Raw genomic sequence first — 16,707 nt, 5'->3', positions numbered from 1 at the left:
AGAAAATCGCATCTTCTTCCATTCAGAATAAGATATACTCAGTATCTTTTGCCGAACATCCTTTGAATCTTGTCTTTCAACAGAATAAGCAAGCTTACTAAAATCAATAATAATTGTGGCTGAAAACATGAAGTAAATATTGTCTAATTTCTTAGCTTGACCGAATAATACTGATTTTGATCGAAAATTTGTGTTGTTTACCGATGAATACCACATTTTTCGGACAAAGCGGACAATTAAACAACTTTTAAATACAAGACAATGTTAAACCTTTTATGAAACCTCAGCAGGATTTACGGAAGGTCATCAGTGAAGACCTGATGCCTGTAACTGAAATTGATATCAAGGCTCTGGCTGAAATCTATGATGAGAAGGACATTTATCTTTCAGTATGCTTCCCCGTGTCTGGCAGGGAAAATGAACATTTGAATCGCATATTTGTGGATTCAAGGGTGAAGTCGATAAAAAAGGCTTTATCCTCCGAGCTAAGATCGGAATTTGAAAAGACCTTTGAAATGGCTGAACCCTCAATTATTGAAGCAGCAATTTCAGGCGAAAAAGGCAGGATCATATTTGCCTGCTCATCAGAATCTTTCCTTCATGTTTATAGACTGGCCGTGGAGCCAGAGCAGTCACTGGTCCTTGACACGTCACCATTTTTGCTTCCATTGGCAAGGTTGAGAGCTGACTATGATGATTATGGTGTTATTCTTGTGGATTCAAGAGAAGCCAGGTTTGTTTGCATACGCTCCGATCTTGCAGAGGAGAAAAAGCACCTCTCTACAGACCTGATGAACAAGCATAAAAAAGGGGGATGGAGCCAGACGCGCTTCAACCACCTGAGGAAAGGAGCGATCAAATCCTTCCTGTCCGAAGTTGCTGACAACGTAAAAGGCACATGTGATCACCTACAAACAAGAGGTCTGATCATTGCCGGACCCGGGGATGCAAAACAACAACTATTGGAATTGCTCCCTCAGGATGTACGGCAGAGTGTACTGGATCTCATTGATGTATCAATGGATATTTCCCGTGATGAACTTGTAGAGAAAGGCAATTCTATCCTGCATGAAAATGAGCTTGCAGATTCCCGTAAAAGATCGAAGGAATTCAAAAGTGAAATCTTAAAAGGTGGCTTAGCTGTACAGGGTGTGGAAGATGTAAAGTCTGCTCTGGAACAAGCAAGAGTGAACGTCCTTTTGATATTGAAAGGCTCCTCGGTCCCCGGATGGATATGCGAGGGATGCCAGAACCTTCAGGCAAATGCTCAACCTCCAAAGGAATGTGACAAATGCGGAGGATCCACATCGGTTGTAGACGTGGTGGAAGAACTATATGAGCTTGCCAGGCGCACAGGTGCGGAAGTGGAATTCATAGAAAAAGAGGATTTCCTGGATTCCGATGATGTGGTGGGTGCACTGCTGAGATATTAGATATCTTCATCATCCCTGAACATACCCGAATCCGTTTCTCATTGCTATCTCGGCTCTTGTAAGTTCCTGGCCGAGGTATGCGGCATGGTTGAGTGTGCTTGCCCACTCGTGTTTTATAATGGTCCGGTAGATGGATTTTGCATCTCTGCCTTCAATGATCCTTAGCAACTCCTTATCATAGGAATAGTGTTTTGCGAGGATGGTCATTTTCTCTGGTTGGGGCGCTATTACAAAGTATCCGGCCTCATCCAGTTCAAGTTTCCCGGGCTCTTCGGCCAGAATAACAGGAACATCTGCGATCTCAGTATTCTCATTATTTCTGTCTGCCTCTTTTGTCTCATTTTCCACTTTACCACCTTTTTCATTATTTGTCCGGGTGCCAGCATTAGAAGTACCACTCAAAAGACCCACGCGTTCGAAAAAAAGCTATGGTCGCTTATTTTTTTCCAGAAAGATGCTATTTGATATCTTTTTCCCGCTCCCATTAAAATTTGGATTACATGGAATTTAAGATTTCTGGGAAAAAAGAATGTAATTATTTGATGCAATAAAAACCAGCCTGCATGTAAGAGTACCAGAACAATTCTACGGTCCCGAATCCTGTCTCTCTCAGCAGTTTCAGGTGTTCTTCAACGGTTATCGGGAAATATTCAGTGTCAAAACGCTGAAGATGCATTTCTATTTCTTCCTCATTCCTGCCATGGGTAGACTGGAACTCACTCCAATATTTTTTTCCAACATCAACACCTTTTTCTGTAAGTGGTCTGATGTTCTCGAAAGTAATGAAGAGACCATCTTTTTTCAGTAGTTCATGACATATCTTTACGGCTCTGGCCCTGTTCTCATGACTGAGATAATGGTGGCACTGGATGGCAGTGATAACATCCGGTCTTTCGTCGAGTTTCTGTGAGAACTCCTGGGTTGGTGAAGCTCTCAGAAATTCAATTCTTTCAGGCGTGCATGATGATAATTTTTCCCTTGCCTGTTGCAGCATTCCCTCAGATGGATCAAGCATAAGGAATTTTGTATCAGGGAACTGCTCAATGGCCTTTGTTACCAGTGAGCCTGTCCCGCATCCTGTATCCAGCCATATATTTGGGGCCGATGGCAGTGATCTGATGAGGTTGATGGTTTCCTTATGAAAAAATGAGTAGTAGGGAAGAACAGAGGATATTTTAGTATCATAATCCTCGGGGAGATGAGGCTTCTTATTTTCTGAGGCTTCTGTTGAAGACATGTAAAAACTGGACTATTTCCTTCTTTATATTTCCTTTGCAGAACCCTTAAACAATATTACTACCAATTTTCATTATTCAGAGAAAGGAGAAACAGTGATGCTATACAGAAAAATGCCCAAGAACGCAGATGGGCTTTCAATACTTGGCTTCGGTGCCATGCGCCTGCCGGTGAAAGAGGATGGAAGCATCGATGAGAAAAAAGCAACGCAGATGGTTCGACATTCCATAGACAATGGTGTGAACTATGTTGATACTGCATGGCCTTATCATATGGGAGCGAGTGAGCCTTTTCTTGCAGGTGCACTCGCAGATGGATATAGGGAGAAAGTGAAACTTGCTACAAAACAACCACAGTGGATGGTTAACAAGCCTGAGGATATGGATACGTTCCTTAATGCCCAGCTTGAGAAACTGAATACCGATCATATAGATTATTATCTCGTGCATAGTCTGGTGGGTAGCAGCTGGGAAAACATTAGGAATCTCGGAGTTGCCGAGTTCCTTAACAAAGCCAAAGCTGACGGACGCATAATCAATGCAGGTTTCTCATACCATGGAGCCCCTGAGGATTTTGAAGCGATAGTTGACGGATATGACTGGGATTTCTGCCAGATACAGTACAATTTCCTGGATGAGGATATGCAGGCAGGTACAAAGGGACTTGAGTATGCTGCATCCAAAGGCCTTGGTGTTGTGATAATGGAACCACTGCGTGGTGGAAATCTGGCAGATCCTGTTCCTTCTGAGGTAATGTCTATCTGGAACGAGGCGGATGTCAAACGTAGTCCGGTGGAATGGGCATTGCGCTGGGTCTGGAACCATCCGGAGGTGACCGTTGTGCTTTCCGGAATGACCGAGCTATCTCATGTAGAAGAGAACCTGAAGCTTGCAGAAGAAGGTCTTGCCAATTCACTGACCGAAAAAGAGCTGGAACTTGTGAACAGGGTTGCAGAGAAGTACGGTGAACTCATGAAGATCAACTGTACTGGATGTAGATACTGCATGCCATGTCCTGAAGGGGTAGATATCCCGGCCTGTTTTGAAACATATAACAACCTGCATATGTTCGGTGGTGCTGACAGACTGATGATGATGTACGCTGCAAAATTAGGCGGCATCCTCAGAGGTGTTAAGACAAACTTCGCATCACAATGTGTGCAGTGTGGACAGTGTCTTGATGCATGTCCTCAGCATATACCGATACCTGAAATGCTTGAAAAGGTTGAAGAGGAGTTTGAAGGTCCGGGTCTGGAAGAGAGAATAGCGTTTGCTAAACGGTTATTTGCTGATGACAGTTGCTGAAATGCTCTCTTTTTGAAAGTCTCTTGTAATAAACAAGGGTACCATAGTGAATTACACCATCGAAGAAAAACTCCCCTCGGCAGAGGAGTACATAATTCTCAGGGAATCAGTAAGCTGGTCATATCCCAGCAAAACAGCAATAGAGAAGAGCCTGAATAATTCCAACTACTGTGTTTGCGCTGTCAAGGGTGGCAGGGTCACAGGCATGTCCCTTGTGGTGGGAGATGACAGTTTTATCTTTTTCATTGCTGATGTTATTGTCTCCCGGAATATCAGAATCAGGGAATTTACACTGCACTTTTCCTTAGAACTCTTTTGATGCTTCAAGATTGATGACTGCAATTAAAGGGATGTGAATTTCAACTTGATCTCCTTGTATAAAAGAAGAGTAAATCTATTTATCATTTATCTCTGATAAATTTATTATAAACTTCAAAAATCACTTTTCCCCGTATTTATTCTTCAAAAATACAAGGGCTTCCTGTGTGCTATTGCAAACATGCACATGCTGTTGTTCCATGAGCTCAGTGAGCTCTTTGTCGCATTCCATCCTCTTCATGACCTCGGGCTGTATTGAAGTTAGATATACCTTTTGGTGAAACTTTTTGCTCGATTTGATAAAACTCTTCAGGCGCTCAAGACCGGTTGTATCTATGAACGGGACATAACGCATGCGAAGAATAATATGAGGCCTGCTTATGTTTATGTGCTCGTTTATCTTACTCTCAAAAACACTCATGGCTCCGAAGAAGAAGGGACCGTTGATGGTATAGACAGAAACGTTCTTCTCAAGGTAAGGATCAGCAAAGATAGTGGCGTTGATACCTTTAGTCTTGTCGTAGCTCTCCATGGTCTGAACATCGATAACGTTTGTCAGCCTTATAAAGAGCAGGATGATTGAAAGGAACATACCCATCTGGACGGCAAATACCAAGTCTGTGAACACTGTCAACAGGAATGTAGTAACTAGGACCGTAGTATCCATCTTGCTAATATTCCTGATGGTCTTAAACTCGGTTACGTTGATCATTCTCAATGAAACAAGTATCAGCACACCTGCAAGGTAGGCTTTAGGGATGAAAGCAGCAACTGGACCCAGGAAAAGCAGTATGGCAAACAATACAAGGGCATGGATAATGCCTGACATTTGTGTCTTTGCACCTTCCCTTACATTTACAGCACTTCTTGCAATGGCTGCAGTACATGGAATACCTGAGAAGAATGGTAGTGCCATGTTGGCAATTCCCTGACCTATGAGTTCCTTGTTGCTTTCATGTTTTGTGTTTGTCATACCGTCACATACAACGGCACAGAGCAGAGCTTCAATAGCTCCCAGCAGTGCGATGGTAAGAGCGGCCGGCAGGACTGCCATTAGTAATTCAAGATTAAAGTTGAGCATCTGTATCTGCGGAAGCCCTGCAGGGATACTTCCTACGAGGGGGATATTGACCTTGAAAAAAACGATAATCAGGATGGATAGTACCAAAGCAACAATAGAGGCTGGGAGGCTGTTGATGTATTTAATTTTGGACATAAGTCCTGGTAAGTATAAAAGAAGCACTATGGTTGCAGCACATATTACGATTGCAGTTGTGTCAAGTAGATCCAGATTTGAAATGATGGCGAAAAGTGTTTCCCACACATGTTCTTTAGAAGGGATGATAAGTCCCAGGGCATTTGGTATCTGCCCGATAAGGATGATTGCACCGATACCGCTCGTGAATCCTGATATGACGGGTAGGGGGATGTATTTTACAACCTTACCAAGTTTCAGGACCCCGAACAGTATCTGAAATGCACCGGCCAGGAAGCCTGCAAGGAAAAGTCCTTCAAGTCCGAAGCTGTGCAGTGTTGAAAGAATGATGACCGTCATTGCCCCGGTGGGCCCGGTAATCGAGTATCTGGAACCGCCCGTAGCTGAAACCAGCATACCTGCGATGATAGCTGTGTACAGCCCCATCTCCGGCGCAACACCTGAAGCAATGGCAAAAGCAATAGCAAGCGGCAAAGCCACAATAGCCGTGATAAATCCGGCTTTTAAGTCGCTTGTAAACGATTCTTTGAGATATTGTGAAACTCTATTTTGTTTTTCCATATAGAAGCCAGCTGACTTGCGTCAAGAATTGTTCTTATGGGTGGATAGAAGAGGGGTTAAATATATAAAATTGATTGATAATGAAAATAAATTACAAATGTTATGAGAGATTATGATAATTTATGGAATCTAATTCTTTCCTATCTCTCAAATAAATCATAATATTTCTTTTTGATTATTCGAGTTGTGTCCGCACCTTGAGATATATCCCTTATGTCTTGAAGTTCTAGTGGAATAATGATGATTCCTTCTTTCAATTTGTCTCGAATTCTTAACTTTGCATCTGAATCTGGTATCCTGTTAAGCCTTTTTTGCATAAGATGAATCCATATTTAAGCCCAAAATCTCCAATTTTTCCCTCAAAATCTCTATATCTTTTGCAGAAAAAGGACCTTCTCTATTTCTGCATTCAACAATGATGGGCGATCCTAATTTTTCAAAAAAATCCGCCCTCAAATCTATTATCTCTTTTTGATTCATCTCCTTTTGATCAATTCGTTTTATGTACATTTCATTGCTCAGATAGAAAGCATCGTAAATATTATTCCACAAATAAATAACTTTATTTACACCTAGTAGAAAATTATTGTCAAGAACAAATCTATAATTTAAATTGATTTATTTTAATATTTCCCTGCTAACTATTTGAGAGTGTAGCAAAATTTAAAGGTGCAACTTACTTTTCACTTCATCCATAAACATTATCTCCCAGTCCTCCTAATAAAATTCTAATGAACAACATAATTTCTCACATAAGAAAAAACCTTGAACAAAATGCTGATGAAGAGATAAGAGCAAGCTCAAACCGCTTCTTCAAAGAGGAAATAAAGACCTACGGCATGAAGACTCCTGTTATCAGGAAAATGGCAAAGGATTATTTCAAGATTATATCCGGCAAAAGTAAGCCTGAGATATTTGCACTCTGTGAGGAACTCCTCAGTTCTGATTACATGGAGGAAGCGTTCATTGCATTCGAATGGTCATACTACTTGAAAAAGCAGTATGAACCTGAGGATTTTCCCATTTTTGAGAGGTGGGTCGGGGATTATGTCAACAACTGGGCGAAATGCGATACTCTTTGTAATCATACCATAGGTACATTCATTGACATGTATCCTCAGTACATTGATTCACTCAAAAAGTGGACAGCTTCGGGAAATCGCTGGTACAGGCGTGCTGCCGCTGTTACACTTATCTTGCCTGCCCGCAGGGGAGATTTTCTTGATGGTGTGCTGGAAATTGCTGACCTGCTGTTAACGGATGAGGATGATCTTGTTCAGAAAGGATATGGATGGATGCTAAAGGAAGCTGGCAAACAGCATCGGCAGGAGATATTTGATTACGTCATGAGGAACAAGAATGTTATGCCTCGGACTGCGCTGAGATATGCCATCGAGAAATTCCCAGGTGAGCTTAGGAAAAAAGCTATGGAAAAATAATTTCCATACATTCATACTAAATTCATACATCACTTGAAGGACACAATTCATTCACAACACACACCCCACACTTCGGTTTCCTCGCCACACAAACGTTCCTTCCGTGCAGTATTAGCGTCATGGAAAGTATTTCAAGTTCCTCTTTTTTTGCAAGGGCCATGAGATCAAGTTCTATTTTTTTAGGGTCACTGTTTTTTGTAAAGCCAAGTTTCTGTGACAGCCGGGTCACGTGTGTATCCACTGCAATGCCTTCTATGATGCCATATCCTCTGGTAAGGACGATGTTCGCTGTTTTCCTTCCGACTCCCGGCAGTTTCAGCAGATCTTCCATTGTATCCGGAACCCGACCATTGAAATCGGTAAGGATTAGTTGTGCACTTCCTATGATATGCTTTGCTTTCTGGTGGTAGAAACCTGTGGGGTAGATATCCTTTCCAAGTTCTTTCAGGTCTGCGTTGGCAAAATCTTCTACGTTGAGGTACTTTCTGAACAGCACCTGTGTAACCTTGTTAACCTGTTTGTCGGTGCACTGGGCAGAAAGAATAGTTGCGACCAGCAGTTCCAGTGGATTATTGAAATAAAGCATGGGCTCTGCATTGGGATACTCCTCTTGCAGTAGTTCAAAAATATGGTAAAAAATCTTTTTACAGTCACATGTAGGAGATTTCGTTGTCATGGGGAAGAAATATGGTATAATACTTTTTATGTTTATTCGGAACCCCTTGGTTTCGCCTAGAAATAAAAATAATAACGACTATAATATAACAAATAAGAAACAAATAGTAAAAAATAAACGAAATGAGAAAAGGATACGGGTTCAGAGCCCGTAAACTTCAATGTTCTTGTCAGCGATCGCCTGGATCTTTGCAATCTCTCCTGCGCCGCCTTCCATCTTGAAGAGGTGACTGAAACGACGCTGCATTTTGAGGTATTCCTCAACGGGCTTAATGCTCTTTCCAAGTTTCCTAACCTTGGTGACCTCGCCGTTCTCCACTTCATACAACGGCCAGAGACCTGTATGCACGGCCATCCTGGCAACCTCTACAGTCTTGGAAGTGTCAAATCCCCAGCCTGTAGTACATGGTGCATGGCAGTGGATATAGGTCGGGCCTTCAATCTCCGTGGCCTTCTTCACCTTGGCAATCATGTCCTTTGGATATGCGAGGGATGTTGTGGCAACGTATGGTGAACCATGTGCCACCATGATAGCAGGCATGTCCTTCTTTGGCCTTTGGTTACCGTAGGAAACCTTACCAGCCGGACTTGTGGTGGTTGATGCATTGAATGGGGTTGCACCACTTCTCTGCACACCTGTATTCATGTAAGCTTCATTGTCAATACAGACGTAGGTGAAATCATGTCCTCTCTCAAAGGCTCCGGATATGGAACGCATGCCTATGTCCAGTGTGGCACCGTCTCCTCCCATGACAACAACCTTGGTGTTCCCTTTCTTGCCGAGTGCCTTAAGGGCAGCCTCAACACCAGAACCTACGGCAGATGCATTCTCAAAAAGTGAGTGTATCCATGGTACGTCCCATGCAGTCTCAGGGAACGGGGTGGTCATAACCTCAAGACACCCGGTAGGGTTGATAACTATACAGTCCTCACCGGCGCCCATAAGTGTGAACTTTGCAGCCATTGCGTCACAGCAACCTGCACATCCTCTGTGTCCCGGAGCTAATAATGATTTCATAGTAGTTCCTCCTTCACATCTGTAAACTGGCTCTCGATAGTGATACCTGTTTTTATGACTTCCTGTGCCTCGTCGATTATTTTCTCGATCAGGTCTACCTTGATGTCACGTCCACCATGGCCGATCATGTAGCCGACAATAGGCATGTTGAGCTTGGTATTATAAAGGGATGACTTTGTTTCAGTGAAAAGTGCGCCTTCGTTCAGTCCAAGTGAGATGTTCTTGTCAAGTACGACAACAACCTTTGCATCCTTTAGAGCATTCTTAATAGCTGCTGCAGGGAACGGTCTGAATGACCTAACCTTCAGAAGACCGACTTTCACATTCCTGTCCCTGAGTTTATCAATGACATCCTTAATGGTTCCGATAATGGATCCCATTGCCATGATGATGATTTCGGCATCATCTGTTCGATACTCGTCAATAAGTCCTCCGTAGTATCTTCCGTATACATCGTAGAATTCATTTGCTACATCCTCTATTTTCTTCAGTGCTCTCTGCATTGCCTGCTCTTGAAGGTATCTGAATTCAGTGTAATAGTTCGGGTCCGCAAATGCTCCGAAACTCAATGGCCTCTTAGGGTCAAGGACATATTCCGGCTCATATTTAGGCAGGAATTCATCTGTAAGGTCCTGTTCAAGAAGCACCACAGGTTCGTAAACGTGTGACAGTATAAAACCGTCCATACAGACCATTGATGGCATGAGAATATCCTTGTCCTCGGATATCTTGTAGGCCTGCGCGGTCATATCTGATATTTCCTGTGTGTTCTCAGCGTAGAGCTGTAACCATCCGGTGTCTCTCTGTGAGATCGCATCCTGATGATCATTCCATATGCTGATCGGAGCACTGACAGCTCTGTTTACAATGGTCATCACAACAGGCAGTCTCATACCGGATACATTAAACAGTACCTCATGCATGAGTTCAAGACCCTGTGATGTTGTAGCTGAGTAACACCTTGCACCAGCAGCTGAAGCACCGACCAGTGCTGAGAGTGCTGAGAACTCGGATTCTACATTAATGTATTCGCAGTTTGGTATTTCGCCATCTGCCATGAATTGTGATAGATCTTCAACTATGTGGGTCTGTGGTGTGATAGGGTACGCTGAAATTACGTTTGGTCTGCAGACCTTGGCAGCATGTGCAACAGCATATGATCCTTCGACAACGACCATCTTTTTCTTGTCCAGTTTGTTTTCAGGTGCCATTTTATTTCTCCTCCAGAACCATGTCAATTGCGCTCTTTGGACATTCATTCGCACAGATTCCGCAACCCTTGCAGAAATCATAATCGAACTCGAAGAATCCGTCATCTCTTGGGTTAATTGAACTGTCCGGGCATAGGAGTTCACATAACTTACATTTTATGCACTTGTCGTAATTGTAAACCGGCTTGAAAGTTCTCCATCCGCCAGTCTTGTTGACTCTGGTGGTGCCTGCTTCACAGACGCCCCCTGGAAGAATCTTCATTTCTTAGCCTCCTTCATCATGTTGTATGCTTCCTGGATTGCCTCAGCATTCCTTTCTCCAACCTTGCCGGGGAATCTTTCCCTTACAGCTTCTTTGATGGATTCAGCTTCTATTTCGCCTGTTGCACCTGCAAAGGCACCGAGAAGTACAGTGTTAACGATAGGTCTTCCGATAATGTCCAATGCGATCTTTGTTGCGTTCACTGTCATTATCTTTGCCTTTGTGTTGATGTCGAACGTGTCAGCATCGAAGTCACTGTTGATAATAAGTATTCCGTCATCTTTGAGGCCGCTTGCAACATCTACTACCTCAAGAAGGGTCGGATCCTGTACAATAACATAGTCAGGTTCGTAGATCTGGCTTCTAAGCCTGATGAGTTCGTTGTTGATCCTGGTGAATGCCTGGACCGGTGCCCCCCTCCTTTCCACTCCGAATGCAGGGAAGGCCTGGCTGAATTTCCCATCTGCAAAAGCAGCAACAGCCAGAAGTTCAGCGGCTGTGACAGAGCCCTGACCACCACGGCCGTGTATTCGTATTTCTTTCATCTAGAATTCTCCATAAACCATGTGTAATAGTAGTAACAATTCGTTCCAATATTCGGTTAACGTTTTTAATCGGGTAACCTTGCGCGTGTACTGTGTCGAATAATGATGCTGAAAAAGCATCAAATTTTCGTCAACTGACGTTAAATGCAATGGTTAATTGTGTAGAATCTATTAATTACTATTTAGTCTTTCGGTAATTTACAGCGTTAATTTGCTTTATTTTAATATTTTTGCAGAAAATTAAAAAAGAAAAATAACTTATAAAAAAGCATCATTTGGCATGTTTACACATTTTCTCCAGACTTTGGAGAATTTCGTCAATGTTCTTTGCAACGGCAATACTATTCCGTATATGCCTTCCATTTCTCATCCCCCGGGTGAACCACTGTGCTTGCGCCTTTATATTCACCGTATGCATCAGTTTATATTCTTCCATGAGACCATAATACTCCCGGATATCTGCAACTCTCTGGCTGCACTCATTATATTCAAGCAGTTCTCCTGTTCCAAGATAGTGTGCTATCCTTTTGAAAAGGAAAGGATTACCCATTGCAGCCCTTCCAATCATGATACCGTCACATCCGGTATATTCCAGTGTATGTTGCGCTGATGCTTCGTCCAAGATGTCACCGTTGGCAATCACAGGAATACTAAGTTCCTGTTTTATTTTCCGCACGTATTCATGGTTAGCTTTTCCTGAATACTGCTGCTGCCTTGTTCTTCCATGCACTGTTATTGCAGATGCTCCGGCACTTTCTATAAGATGGGCTATCTTCAGCGTATCGTCTATATCTTCAAGAATGCGTATCTTGGCAGTGACAGGTGTGGTGAGATTATCTGAAAGCTCTTTTACAATCTCATAAATAAGGTCCGGTGATCTGAGAAGGGCAGAGCCACAGCCATTTTTTGTCAGGAGATCTGCAGGACAGCCAAAATTCACATCAATTATTTCCGGCTGGTATATTTGTTCAATTCTAAGAGCCGCTTTTGTCATTATTTCAGGGGAATTCCCAAATATCTGTATTCCAAGAGGTCTTTCATCCTCACAGCTTATTCCGCGGTTGATAGACTTAGCACTTTCATATATGACAGCGTTTGAGCTGATCATTTCTGAATATGTGAGAGAGGCTCCGTATTTCCTGCACATCAGGCGAAACGGCAGGTTAGTCACATTGGACATGGGGGCAAGCAGGATATTACCGGGGATTTTCAGGTCTGCAATCTTCATGTTGGTATAGGTTATCGGTGGTTCAGTGCCGGATTGTTATGATAATATGTAATTATGGTAATATGTAATTATGGTAATATGTAATTATGATAATATGTAATAATAGTACAATCAAAAATGTTCTATCGAAGGGTATACTAATATATAATATAAGCAGGATGTATGGAAAAATCTATTGAAACAACACTTATTGAATAAATTTTACAAAATATAACAGGTTCATCTATGACAAAGATCTTAGCTTTTGTAGGAATGCCAGCCTCAGGCAAATCGGAGGCATCATCCGTCCTGCGCCGCAAGGGTATTACAGTCATCAACATGGGGGATGTCATCAGGGAGGAAATTGTTCGCAGGGGACTGGAACCCACAGATGCGAATACCGGCGGTGTCGGTACCGACCTGCGTGAAAAGGAAGGCAGGGATGCTGTTGCAAGACGCTGTATCCCAAAGATAAAAGATGCAAATGAGGATTTCATCGGTATTGACGGTGTGCGCAGTGTTGCCGAAGTCGAATGTTTCAAAAAAGCATTTGGAAATGATTTCACACTTGTATCCATTGAGTCCCCGCTTGATTCCAGATTCGAACGTGTCCTTTCCAGGCAGAGAAGCGATGACATGCAGGATATCAGTGCCCTGAAGACCAGGGATGAGCGTGAACTTGGCTGGGGCATGGGCGAGGCAATGGAAATAGCCGATATCGTTATTGGTAACGAGGGCACCCTTGATGAGTTCAGGGAAAAGATAACAGCGCTTCTGGAGTAGTATTATGATACAGGTTCAAGTTTGCACGGATGTAAATCCCACAGAAAGCAGAGACAAAGTACACTCTGCTCTGGTCAGCATATTCCCGGATCTTGACTTTGAGTTCGAGGAGCTGTCAGAATACAGCGGTCGTTTCTCAGGTGAAGGGGATATCCATATTCTCAAATATATGCACTATCTTATCAGGGAAGAGGAGATCATCGATACCTCTCGCACCCGTCTTAATGTGGGAATGTCAGAAGACATGCTATCCACTTCTTTCATTATCAGTAAACAGGTTGCAACAGTCGGCCGCCTGAATTATCCTGCACAGGAAGAACCTCTCGGTTCCATAAGGATCACTGTCAAGGCAGATTCCGTAGAAGAACTTGAAAGATTCTACGACTGGCTGACCCCTCCTACAGAGGATGGGGTGCCTGATTTTGAGATGGATATAAGGGATGTTTAATATGAATGTCCGCAACCTGAGCTTCTCATCACGTGCATCTGTTGAAGACCCATTCAACTGGGCTTACAGCCTTGAGGATATCGGTTACACTGGCTGGGAAATAGTTCAGGAAGGCTCACAGTGCCTTAATGATGAGAACATCCATCAGGTTCGGGATATACTTGAAACCACCAACCTTACTCTTACAATGCACCTGCCGTTCTCGGATATGAACATCGCAGGTCTCAACACCGGCATACACAACGAGGTGATGCGCCAGATGCAGTATTATCTGGAGATGGCATCCGATCTTGCGGAATTGGCAGTGCTGCACCCGGGTTATCTTTCAGCTTATGGAGGTCAGGTCCCTGATAAAGCCTGGCAGGTAAATATCGAATCTATACAGCAACTCTGCGACTTTGCAGAAGACAGGGGCATTCTCATTGCTGTTGAGAACATGCCGGAATTACCCAAGATATTCGGAAAAATCCCTGATGAGATGCTGGACATGCTAAAAGAGGTGGACAGGAAAAATGTGGGTATGACTCTTGATGTGGGACACGCCAATACCATGGGACTTGTGGATGAGTTCGTGGAGAAATGTCTCAGTAGGATAAAACACATGCATATCCATGACAACCACGGAGTCTACGATGAACACCTTCCTCTCGGACATGGTACTGTCGACTGGAAAAAGCTCATGGGAAGCCTTTCAGGTTATAATGGCAGGCTCGTTACTGAAATGGGCAGCCTTGATGAAGGCAGGCAGTGTCTTGAGTATTTGAAGAAGCTTTAGTTTTTGGACTCTGTAGGAATCCTATATATCAACGAGTTTTGAATCATAACCGCAGATAAACACAGATACACGCAGATAACAGTTATTTACATCTGTGTCTATCTGCGTGCATCTGTGGTTTATAGCAAAGTAGAGGTATTTTAAAGAGCCGGTTTTTGAATACAAAAAAGTGTGGGTAGATAGAGTTATCTCCCTATTTTCTTTTCTTATTCTTCCAGCCTGCCATGCCTGCGGTCTATATCATCCATCTGGTCCAGCAGTTTGCGGATAGCTGCCCTTATAGCATCAGCCTGTGTAATGAATTTCTTGTTGTCTCCGACATGACTGTTAAGGTCATCAAGAAGTTCCTGGGGAATGTCAACACTCACTTTTGGCATGGTTTCACCAATTTTAAAACAGATATAGGTTAATCTAATGAGATTTAACCCTTTAGAGAAAAAGAAGAATTAATGCGAGCCGGAAGGGAGTTGAACCCCTGGCCTACGGATTAAGAGTCCGTCGCTCTGCCTGGCTAAGCTACCGGCCCGCGCTGATTGAGCGAAACATCCATACGTACTAGCGTGATATATACGTTTCGGTTAAAGCTGTCTGAATGCAGGAAATCCTGAGTTTATTCGCTTCACCATGCTAGGCTTTTTTCGAGTTCATGTGCCATATTGCCACTAACAAGAGGGCGATACTCGGTTTCATTGGAACCAATGTTGGCAGATCGTTCCTTGCTATTTTTTGCCAACCATTCACCCTTTTTTACAATCGTAGTTGAAAGAGGATAGAAAGTTCCAAAACCGGTTGTTGGCCATACGCCAATTTCCATCATTTTCTCTTCTGACATACCGTACGTATTTGGAGGTGTTTCTATGATGAATCTCCATCCGTACAACTTTTCAGGTCCGGCAGTGTTACTCCATCCGTCAGCTGTCATATCAATATCAAAAACAATAGTCTGGTTAGTACCACTTCTGACTTCCCATGTATAACACCAGTCGATAGGATAGTCAGCTTTTGACGGCAAGGACATTGTAAGAGTGTTTACTTCCTTTTTTCTCTCATCTTTCCAATACTTTGATGAAATGTTAGTATTGTCAGACAGAATCTCTACATTTCTTCCGGTACTGTCATATGTCAGGTACATATTTTCAGTGTCAGTCATCTTTTTGATCTCTAGTTGATACTTCATTGCAGGTATTTTTGTAGAATCTGAAACACGATTGATGCTCTGATTGCCCTCTACCCTGAATGGGTATAACCAGCGATTACTATATGGCAAGCAAGTTCCAGACCAGACATTTGTTGTCATAGACGAGTCAAAAGATACTCCTTTCTCTTTCTTATGCACATTATTTTTAAGTCTCAGTAACCTGGAACTTTGATTAAAATAGGCGAAGTTCGCATCATCTTCATTAGTGACACTTTTATTGTCCAGATCGACGTAGAATATGTAAACTGTCCCGTTAACAATTCTGGGTTCTCTCGAGTACTTTATCTTTTGAAGATGAAACCCAATGATGTAGATATACTCTACAAGGCTCTCATTGTGGATTATTTCATAGACTCTAAAATTGGTGTTCTCATCCAGAAGATTTTGTACATTCTGATCCTGAGCGAATAGTTTCTCAGATTCCGCTTGCAGACTCTGTATGTACTCCATTTGTTCTCTGGTTTCATTTGCAATGCGTGCATTCTCTTTTGCAATGTCCTGTTCCAGAGCCTCAATTACAAAGAAAGTGCCAGATAATAGAAGCAGTATCAGTGCAAGGACAAAAAGAAATGATCTCTTTTTCATAGTTAATGATAGTCCCACTTTATTCCTTTTCCAAGTTCATAGGACATTTCATCCACAATAATTGGATAATAATCGCTATCCATATCATACAACCTGATGTGGACCTGATTGAAGTTGTTGATTTTTCCCTCGTATGTCCTTACGGTTTCATTATCCAGAGTGACCTCAAACCTGTAATCTGTCCATCGGTTAAATTTGAACCAGAATGTTTTTGGATAAGATTCCCTCCCTCTGGGTCCGATTGAATACTTTTCTTTGATTATGGATTGGTTGAATGCTCCAAATACCTCCACAACAACCTCATGTCGCGTATCGTCTTGATTAGATATATCGTAAAGGGGAAACAGAGACCCAAATAAAATATAAGGGAAGATACTGTAAATATAAAATCCAAAAATGAGCAATACTAAAGCTCCTGCAATCATACCTGATCTTTTTAGTTTCATAATTTTACTTTCCTGTAGCTAATGGAGATCATCTGGATTTGTGGAGT

Annotated in this window: 20 protein-coding genes and 1 tRNA gene; 7 read left to right on the top strand and 14 right to left on the bottom strand. The window is 42.6% G+C overall.

All coding sequences use genetic code 11. The annotated features are described in order from the left end of the window. Window positions 1–275: 275 nt before the first annotated feature. Window positions 276–1,433 (top strand): baeRF10 domain-containing protein, encoded by a 1,158-nt coding sequence (locus tag BB781_RS06070; RefSeq protein WP_094227611.1) that lies wholly within the window; start codon window positions 276–278, stop codon window positions 1,431–1,433. Between the two features lie 9 nt (window positions 1,434–1,442). Here the strand turns inward: BB781_RS06070 and BB781_RS06065 are convergent, their stop codons facing one another. Further along, complete coding sequence (locus BB781_RS06065) at window positions 1,443–1,835, bottom strand: DUF4346 domain-containing protein (RefSeq protein WP_094227610.1); 393 nt, start codon at window positions 1,833–1,835, stop codon at window positions 1,443–1,445. 133 nt (window positions 1,836–1,968) lie between these two features. Further along, on the bottom strand, window positions 1,969–2,670 hold the full coding sequence (locus tag BB781_RS06060; RefSeq protein WP_094227609.1) for a class I SAM-dependent methyltransferase: 702 nt from the start codon (window positions 2,668–2,670) through the stop codon (window positions 1,969–1,971). A gap of 97 nt (window positions 2,671–2,767) precedes the next feature. Here BB781_RS06060 and BB781_RS06055 point away from each other — a divergent pair, with 97 nt between their 5' ends. Together BB781_RS06055 and BB781_RS06050 are read left to right on the top strand one after the other, a co-directional pair. Continuing rightward, complete coding sequence (locus BB781_RS06055) at window positions 2,768–3,973, top strand: aldo/keto reductase (RefSeq protein ID WP_094227608.1); 1,206 nt, start codon at window positions 2,768–2,770, stop codon at window positions 3,971–3,973. A gap of 46 nt (window positions 3,974–4,019) precedes the next feature. Then, the gene (locus tag BB781_RS06050; RefSeq protein WP_094227607.1) at window positions 4,020–4,292 is read left to right on the top strand and encodes a hypothetical protein; all 273 of its coding nucleotides are present in this window, start codon (window positions 4,020–4,022) and stop codon (window positions 4,290–4,292) included. A 120-nt stretch (window positions 4,293–4,412) separates the two neighbouring features. Here the strand turns inward: BB781_RS06050 and BB781_RS06045 are convergent, their stop codons facing one another. Both BB781_RS06045 and BB781_RS06040 read right to left on the bottom strand, forming a co-directional pair. Beyond that, on the bottom strand, window positions 4,413–6,068 hold the full coding sequence (locus BB781_RS06045; protein WP_094227606.1) for a SulP family inorganic anion transporter: 1,656 nt from the start codon (window positions 6,066–6,068) through the stop codon (window positions 4,413–4,415). Between the two features lie 300 nt (window positions 6,069–6,368). Beyond that, entirely contained in the window at window positions 6,369–6,578 is a 210-nt protein-coding gene (locus BB781_RS06040; RefSeq protein ID WP_094227605.1) for a hypothetical protein, read from the bottom strand. A gap of 221 nt (window positions 6,579–6,799) precedes the next feature. On the opposite strand from BB781_RS06040, the gene BB781_RS06035 reads away from it, so the two are divergent. Next, window positions 6,800–7,507: a DNA alkylation repair protein gene (locus BB781_RS06035; protein ID WP_094227604.1), complete on the top strand. Its 708-nt coding sequence runs from the start codon at window positions 6,800–6,802 to the stop codon at window positions 7,505–7,507. A 22-nt stretch (window positions 7,508–7,529) separates the two neighbouring features. Here BB781_RS06035 and nth read toward each other — a convergent pair whose 3' ends face one another. From nth to dusB, 6 genes are all read right to left on the bottom strand, one after another. After that, window positions 7,530–8,183: an endonuclease III gene (gene nth / locus BB781_RS06030; RefSeq protein WP_094227603.1), complete on the bottom strand. Its 654-nt coding sequence runs from the start codon at window positions 8,181–8,183 to the stop codon at window positions 7,530–7,532. Between the two features lie 141 nt (window positions 8,184–8,324). Beyond that, window positions 8,325–9,200 (bottom strand): pyruvate synthase subunit PorB, encoded by an 876-nt coding sequence (gene porB, locus BB781_RS06025; protein WP_094227602.1) that lies wholly within the window; start codon window positions 9,198–9,200, stop codon window positions 8,325–8,327. Continuing rightward, window positions 9,197–10,411, bottom strand: coding sequence for a pyruvate synthase subunit PorA (gene porA / locus BB781_RS06020; protein WP_094227601.1), 1,215 nt, complete (start codon window positions 10,409–10,411; stop codon window positions 9,197–9,199). Before porA ends, porB begins: the two co-directional genes overlap by 4 nt. A 1-nt stretch (window position 10,412) precedes the next feature. Continuing rightward, the gene (porD, locus tag BB781_RS06015) at window positions 10,413–10,673 is read right to left on the bottom strand and encodes a pyruvate synthase subunit PorD (protein ID WP_094227600.1); all 261 of its coding nucleotides are present in this window, start codon (window positions 10,671–10,673) and stop codon (window positions 10,413–10,415) included. After that, window positions 10,670–11,218: a pyruvate ferredoxin oxidoreductase subunit gamma gene (locus BB781_RS06010; RefSeq protein ID WP_094227599.1), complete on the bottom strand. Its 549-nt coding sequence runs from the start codon at window positions 11,216–11,218 to the stop codon at window positions 10,670–10,672. The genes porD and BB781_RS06010 overlap by 4 nt, the downstream gene beginning before the upstream one ends. A 271-nt stretch (window positions 11,219–11,489) precedes the next feature. Continuing rightward, window positions 11,490–12,446 carry a tRNA dihydrouridine synthase DusB gene (gene dusB, locus BB781_RS06005; protein WP_094227598.1) on the bottom strand — a complete coding sequence of 319 codons (957 nt, stop codon included), beginning with the start codon at window positions 12,444–12,446 and terminating at the stop codon, window positions 11,490–11,492. Window positions 12,447–12,671: 225 nt separating this feature from the next. On the opposite strand from dusB, the gene BB781_RS06000 reads away from it, so the two are divergent. The 3 genes from BB781_RS06000 to BB781_RS05990 are packed head-to-tail and all read left to right on the top strand — an operon-like array spanning window position 12,672 to window position 14,431. After that, window positions 12,672–13,208 carry a dephospho-CoA kinase gene (locus tag BB781_RS06000; RefSeq protein WP_094227597.1) on the top strand — a complete coding sequence of 179 codons (537 nt, stop codon included), beginning with the start codon at window positions 12,672–12,674 and terminating at the stop codon, window positions 13,206–13,208. A 4-nt stretch (window positions 13,209–13,212) separates the two neighbouring features. Further along, on the top strand, window positions 13,213–13,656 hold the full coding sequence (locus BB781_RS05995) for an RNA-binding domain-containing protein (RefSeq protein WP_094227596.1): 444 nt from the start codon (window positions 13,213–13,215) through the stop codon (window positions 13,654–13,656). A 1-nt stretch (window position 13,657) separates the two neighbouring features. Continuing rightward, entirely contained in the window at window positions 13,658–14,431 is a 774-nt protein-coding gene (locus tag BB781_RS05990) for a sugar phosphate isomerase/epimerase family protein (RefSeq protein ID WP_094227658.1), read from the top strand. 206 nt (window positions 14,432–14,637) lie between these two features. Here the strand turns inward: BB781_RS05990 and BB781_RS05985 are convergent, their stop codons facing one another. The 4 genes from BB781_RS05985 to BB781_RS05970 form a co-directional block, all read right to left on the bottom strand. Continuing rightward, on the bottom strand, window positions 14,638–14,808 hold the full coding sequence (locus BB781_RS05985; RefSeq protein ID WP_094227595.1) for a ribbon-helix-helix domain-containing protein: 171 nt from the start codon (window positions 14,806–14,808) through the stop codon (window positions 14,638–14,640). A gap of 75 nt (window positions 14,809–14,883) precedes the next feature. Then, window positions 14,884–14,957: transfer RNA gene (locus tag BB781_RS05980), tRNA-Lys, on the bottom strand. Window positions 14,958–15,050: 93 nt separating this feature from the next. Continuing rightward, window positions 15,051–16,214 (bottom strand): hypothetical protein, encoded by a 1,164-nt coding sequence (locus tag BB781_RS05975; RefSeq protein ID WP_094227594.1) that lies wholly within the window; start codon window positions 16,212–16,214, stop codon window positions 15,051–15,053. 2 nt (window positions 16,215–16,216) lie between these two features. Then, window positions 16,217–16,660, bottom strand: coding sequence for a hypothetical protein (locus BB781_RS05970; protein WP_094227593.1), 444 nt, complete (start codon window positions 16,658–16,660; stop codon window positions 16,217–16,219). Between the last annotated feature and the right edge of the window lie 47 nt (window positions 16,661–16,707).

This window comes from Methanolobus psychrotolerans (genome assembly GCF_002243045.1).
Classification (GTDB): Archaea; Halobacteriota; Methanosarcinia; order Methanosarcinales; family Methanosarcinaceae; genus Methanolobus; species Methanolobus psychrotolerans.
This window is presented reverse-complemented; position numbering and strand designations above follow the sequence as displayed.